The sequence below is a fragment of the Intrasporangium sp. genome (assembly GCF_040414665.1).
Taxonomy (GTDB): Bacteria; Actinomycetota; Actinomycetes; order Actinomycetales; family Dermatophilaceae; genus Intrasporangium.
Window position 1 is genome coordinate 1 of record NZ_JBEDUL010000156.1, and the last position, 5,423, is coordinate 5,423.

The following is a 5,423-nucleotide window of genomic DNA, read 5'->3' on the forward strand; positions in this document are numbered from 1 at the left end:
ACCGGGTCGATGTTCTCGTACTTGAGGCACAGCTCGCGCACGAAGGGCAGCTTGGTGTCGATCAGCTTCTCGCCGAGGTGCCGCAGGTCGAGGTGCACGACGGACCCGTAGGGCGAGTCGATCGTCCGGCCCTTCTCCTCCTCGTGGACGAACGCCTGCGAAAGGCGGTCGCGCGGGCCGAGCTCCATGCTGCGCAACACCGGCTCGGGGGTGGGGGTGCCGAGGTCGTAGTCCTGGAGGTAGCGGTAGCCATCCTTGTTCACCAACCAGCCGCCCTCGGCGCGGGCGGCCTCGGTGATGAGGATCCCGGTGAAGGGCAAGCCGGTTGGGTGGTACTGCACGAACTCCATGTCCTTGAGTGGCACCCCGGCACGCCACGCCAGGGCCATGCCGTCACCGGTGTTGATGTTCGCGTTGGTGGTGAACGGGAACACGCGTCCACAGCCCCCACCCGCGAGGATGACCGCCTTGGCGGTGATGGGTGCGATCCGCCCCGTGGTCAGCTCCAGGGCGACGACACCCTGCACGCGGCCCTCGTCGACGAGCAGCCGGGTGACGAACCACTCGTCGTAGCGGGCGACCTCGGAGTGCTTCAGCGACGTCTGGAACAGCGTGTGGAGCATGTGGAAGCCGGTCTTGTCGGCGGCGAACCAGGTCCGCTTCTTCTTCATGCCACCGAACGCGCGCACCGCGATGTGGCCGTCCGGCTGCCGGCTCCAGGGGCAGCCCCAGTGCTCCAGCTGCAGCAGCTCGCGGGGTGCCTCCGCCACGAAGGCCTCCACCGCGTCCTGGTCGCACAGCCAGTCGCTCCCGGAGATCGTGTCGTAGGCGTGCTCCTCCAGGCTGTCATCGTCCGCGACCGCCCCCGCGGCACCACCCTCGGCAGAGACCGTGTGGCTGCGCATCGGGTAGACCTTGGACACGATCGCGACACGCAGCGTTGGCTCCGTCTCCGCGATCGCGATGGCTGCCCGGAGCCCCGCGCCACCGCCCCCGATGACGAGGACGTCGTGATCGGCGCTCATGACAGGGTCCACCGCCTCACTCGCCGCGTAGCTCTTCGTCGATCAGGACCTTGCCTCGGTGATGGGTCACCCGACGATGGGTGCTGCCGTCGTGGAAGTCGTCGCGGAGGTCCTCGCACCCGCAGCCGTAGTGGACGTGCTCGACCCGCATCCCCTCGTCGTCGCTGTCGCGGTAGCGGGTGCCATCGACCATTGAGCCGCAGGGGGCTGTCTCACCGGTGAAACTCGTTCTCGTCGCCACAGCGACCGCCCTTCGCCCGACCCCACCAGCATCCTCCGGACTTCGCAGGATGGGAAGGATCGCGCGTCCGGACGCAGATGCGACCTAGTCGCACCTGAGCCTAGACTCGGGCCATGCACGTTCCTGACGGCTTCCTCGACGTCCCCACATCGATCGGGACTGCAGTCGTCGCGACGGCAGGGGTCGCCGCCGCCCTGAATGGCGCACGTCGCGACCTCGACGAGCGGACGACCCCCATCGCCGGCCTCGTCGCCGTCTTCGTCTTCGCCGGGCAGATGATCAACTTCCCCGTCGGCGCCGGGACCTCCGGCCACCTCCTCGGCGGTGCGCTCGCCGCGGTCCTGGCCGGACCGTGGCTCGCCACCTTGGCACTGTCGGTCGTGCTCATCGTGCAGGCCTTCCTCTTCGCCGACGGCGGCATCACAGCCCTCGGCTCCAACGTCGTCCTCATGGGCCTCGTGGGCGTCTGGGTCGGCTGGTTCGCCTTCCGCGCGGCGCGGGCGACCCTGCCACGCAAGGCATCCTCGGTTCCCGTCGCCGCAGCGTTCGGCGCCTTCGTCAGCGTGCCGGCGGCCGCTGCCATGTTCGTCGGCCTCTTCGCGATCGGCGGCCAGGCCGACATCCCGATCGGCTCGGTCCTCACCGCGATGCTGTCGTGGCACGCCCTCATCGGCATCGGCGAGGCGCTCATCACGGCGCTCGTCGTCGGGTCGGTCGTCGCGGTTCGCCCGGACCTGGTGGCCGGAGCTCGAGACCTCGTCGCCGCGCGCCCCCTCGAGATCCGGGAGCAGGTGGGCTCATGAGCACGCGTCGCTTCGCCGTCATCGCGCTCGTGGTCAGCCTGCTGATCGCAGGAGTCCTCTCCTGGTACGCGTCGAGGAGCCCAGACGGCCTGGAGCACGTCGCCCAGACGACCGGGTTCGCCCAGTCGGCGCAGCAGCACCCAACTGCTGGTGGCCCGGTCGCCCACTACGAGACCAAGGGCGTCGACTCGGGGCGGCTGTCGACCGGGCTGGCCGGCGTCATCGGGGTCGCGGCGACCGGCCTCCTCATGGGCGGTGTGCTCGTCGTGCTCCGCCGCCGCACCTGATCCGATGGGCGCTCCGCACGGCCACGCCCTCCACTACCACGGCCACTCACCCCTCCATCGGCTGCCGGCGCACGTCAAGATCGTCGCGCTCGTCGGGTACGTCCTCGCCGTCGTGGCCACCCCAAGAGGCACTTATTGGCCGTATGCCGCTCACCTCCTGGCGCTTGCCTGCGCGGTTCTCGTGTCGCGAGTTCCCCTCGGGCACCTGGCACGGCGGATGGTCATCGAGGTGCCGTTCGTCGTCTTCGCGCTGGTGCTGCCGTTCGTCGCCACCGGTGATCGCGTGGCGGTTGGGCCCGTCGAGGTCTCGCAGTCCGGCCTCGAGGCGGCCGCGGCGCTCCTGGCGAAGGGCACGCTCGGCGTCCTCGCCTCCCTCCTGCTCGCTGCGACGACGGAGGCGCGCGACATCATCGCCGGCTTCGAGAAGCTCCGGTTGCCCCAGCCGCTCGTCCAGATCATGAGCTTCATGCTGCGCTACACCGAGGTCGTGATAGCCGACCTCGCCCGGATGCGGATCGCTCGGGAGTCGAGAGGCTTTCGAGCGCGCTCGGTGCGACAGTGGCCGGCTCTCGGAGCGACCTTGGGAACGCTCTTCATCCGGTCCTACGAGCGTGGGGAGCGGGTCCACCTGGCCATGCTGTCGCGAGGCTATACGGGGCGCCTGCCAACGCTCCGACCCCTGACCGCCACGGGGGCACAGTGGGCACTCAGCGGCATACTCCCGCTGTCGTGTGCTCTCGTCAGCCTGACCGCGCTGGTGACGCCGTGAGCGCCCCCGTCCTCGACGTGCGGGGCCTGGCGTTCGCCTACCCCGACGGACACCAGGCGCTCTTCGGTGTCGACCTCCACGTGCACCGTGGCGAGCGGGTCGCCATGCTGGGTCCCAACGGCGCCGGGAAGACCACGCTGGTGCTCCACCTCAACGGCATCCTGACTGCGGGGTCCGGGTCCGTCATGCTGTCCGGCCTGCCCGTCACGAAGGGGAACCTCGGCGAGATCCGGCGCCGTGTCGGCATCGTCTTCCAGGACCCCGACGACCAGCTGTTCATGCCGACGGTCCGCGACGACGTGGCGTTCGGGCCGGCCAACCTCGGTCTGCGCGGCGACGAGCTCGACGCACGGGTGCTCCACGCCCTCGAGCGCGTGGGCATGGCCGAGTTCGCCGACCGGCCGCCGCACCACCTGTCCTTCGGCCAGCGCCGGCGGGTCGCGGTGGCGACGGTTCTCGCCATGAACCCGGAGATCCTCGTCCTCGACGAGCCGTCCTCGAACCTCGACCCGGCGTCCCGCCGCGAGCTGGCCGAGATCATCCGCTCCCTCGACGTCACGGTCCTCATGGTGACCCACGACCTGCCGTACGCCCTCGAGCTGTGCGAACGGGCGGTGATCCTCTCGGACGGCATCATCGCCGCAGACGGTCCGACCTCGGAGCTGCTCGCCGACGCAGAGCTGATGGCACGCCACCGGCTCGAGCTGCCCTTCGGCTTCACCGTCCCGACGCCGCAAGACAGCACGTAGGTCCGACGCACCGGCCCCCAGTCCCGGTGCGTCGGACCTACGTGGTGTTCTTGCCGGCGAGGGTGCCGGCTACTTCACCTCGGCCCGGTGGAGCAGCCACATGCCGAGAGCCACTGGCAGCGCGACCCACAGGCCGACGGAGGCCCCGAGCTGCGCCCACTGCTCACCGGTCATCGACTCGACGGTGAACAGCGCATTCATCGTGCGGTTCAGGTCCAGCCACGACGCGGCGGTGGCGAGCCAGCTGACCATGTCGCCCAGGATCGCCCACGCCGTCGGCAGCACGAAGTAGAGCACGATCGCAGCCGGTGTGTTGCGGAGCAGCATGCCGAAGCCGACGCCCTGGGCCACGCCGAGGAGGACGAACAGCGCCGCGCCGAGCAGGGTGTTGTTGTCGAGTGCCCAGTCCCCGCCGTAGCCCTGGATGGTGATCGCCGCCTGGTGGGCCACCGCGGCCAGGGCGAAGGACAGAACGATCGCGGCGACCCCGACGAGCATCGCGGCGAGGAACTTGCCCCAGATCACGCGACCACGCCGCGGCTCGAGGGCGAAGGTCACCAGACCGGTCCGCTGCGACCACTCCGACGTCACCGCGAGGATTCCGGCAATCGGCAGCAGGATGGCCGACGGCGTCGTCGTCGCCGTGAGGTAGTCCTCGAAGCCGTGGTGCCCCGAGTTGTTGAAGAACATGATGACGAGCGCGGTCGCGATGATCGCCCCGATGGCGATGAGCAGCCAACGCCCGGCACGGGTGTCGAACATCTTGCGCAGCTCGAGTCCGATGAGGCGGACGAACGGCACAGCGGTCGTCGGCCGCTCTCCCGGGATTCGCTCGGGCATTGTCGCCACTGACGGCAGCGCCGACTCGGCGGTCGGAGAGACGACGGAGCCGTTCGGTGCGGCTGTGACCGTGGTCGTGGTGCTCATGCCGCCACCTCCTCGCGGGCCGTCGCGGCGGTCAGCTCGAGGAACATCTCCTCGAGACCGCGGCTGTCGCCGGCGCGCAGCTCGACGAGCACGATGCTCCGCGCGGCGGCCACCTGGCCGACCGTCATTGGCTCGGCGTCGACGTGCAGGCCGCCTGTCGCAGCCCTGGAGACGGTGACGTCCTCCGAGGTGAGCGCCGTCGCCAGCGCGGCGTCGTCGGTGGACCGGACGAACGTGCCGGCGCCGGAGAGCAGCTCCTCCTTGGTGCCCTGGGCCACGATCCGGCCGTGGCCGATGACGATGATCTCGTCGGCGACGCGCTCGATCTCGTTGAGCAGGTGCGAGCTGAGCAGCACCGTGCCGCCCTGGTTCGCGTAGCCGCGAAGAAGGTCCCGCATCCAGCGGATCCCGGCCGGGTCGAGGCCGTTGGCCGGCTCGTCGAGGATGAGCACCTCGGGATCACCAATCAGCGCGTGGGCGATGCCGAGCCGTTGCCGCATGCCGAGGGAGTAGTTGCGCACTCGCCGGCCGGACTCCTTGTCCGTGAGTCCGACGAGGTCGAGCATCTCGTCGACCCGGTTGCGGCCGACGCCCATCATGATGGCGCCGAGCGTGAGGACCT

At 69.9% G+C, this 5,423-nt stretch carries 8 protein-coding genes; 4 read left to right on the forward strand and 4 right to left on the reverse strand.

Annotated features, from left to right (window positions below):
- A partial coding sequence (locus ABF401_RS16710; protein ID WP_353510708.1) for an FAD-binding protein occupies positions 1-1,025 on the reverse strand: 1,025 nt, incomplete at its 3' end.
- A 16-nt stretch (positions 1,026-1,041) separates the two neighbouring features.
- Positions 1,042-1,218, reverse strand: coding sequence for a hypothetical protein (locus tag ABF401_RS16715; protein WP_353510709.1), 177 nt, complete (start codon positions 1,216-1,218; stop codon positions 1,042-1,044).
- A 161-nt stretch (positions 1,219-1,379) separates the two neighbouring features.
- On the opposite strand from ABF401_RS16715, the gene ABF401_RS16720 reads away from it, so the two are divergent.
- From ABF401_RS16720 to ABF401_RS16735, 4 genes are read left to right on the forward strand one after another with little or no spacing between them, the layout of a single operon-like run.
- Positions 1,380-2,069 (forward strand): energy-coupling factor ABC transporter permease, encoded by a 690-nt coding sequence (locus tag ABF401_RS16720; protein ID WP_353510710.1) that lies wholly within the window; start codon positions 1,380-1,382, stop codon positions 2,067-2,069.
- Positions 2,066-2,356, forward strand: coding sequence for a PDGLE domain-containing protein (locus ABF401_RS16725; protein WP_353510711.1), 291 nt, complete (start codon positions 2,066-2,068; stop codon positions 2,354-2,356). The genes ABF401_RS16720 and ABF401_RS16725 overlap by 4 nt, the downstream gene beginning before the upstream one ends.
- Positions 2,357-2,360: 4 nt before the next feature.
- On the forward strand, positions 2,361-3,125 hold the full coding sequence (gene cbiQ / locus ABF401_RS16730) for a cobalt ECF transporter T component CbiQ (protein WP_353510712.1): 765 nt from the start codon (positions 2,361-2,363) through the stop codon (positions 3,123-3,125).
- Positions 3,122-3,874, forward strand: coding sequence for an energy-coupling factor ABC transporter ATP-binding protein (locus tag ABF401_RS16735; RefSeq protein ID WP_353510713.1), 753 nt, complete (start codon positions 3,122-3,124; stop codon positions 3,872-3,874). The genes cbiQ and ABF401_RS16735 overlap by 4 nt, the downstream gene beginning before the upstream one ends.
- A 69-nt stretch (positions 3,875-3,943) precedes the next feature.
- Here ABF401_RS16735 and ABF401_RS16740 read toward each other — a convergent pair whose 3' ends face one another.
- Positions 3,944-4,801 (reverse strand): ABC transporter permease subunit, encoded by an 858-nt coding sequence (locus ABF401_RS16740; protein ID WP_353510714.1) that lies wholly within the window; start codon positions 4,799-4,801, stop codon positions 3,944-3,946.
- Positions 4,798-5,423 (reverse strand): ATP-binding cassette domain-containing protein (locus tag ABF401_RS16745; protein WP_353510715.1); only part of this gene is annotated, 626 nt, incomplete at its 5' end. The genes ABF401_RS16740 and ABF401_RS16745, both read right to left, overlap by 4 nt.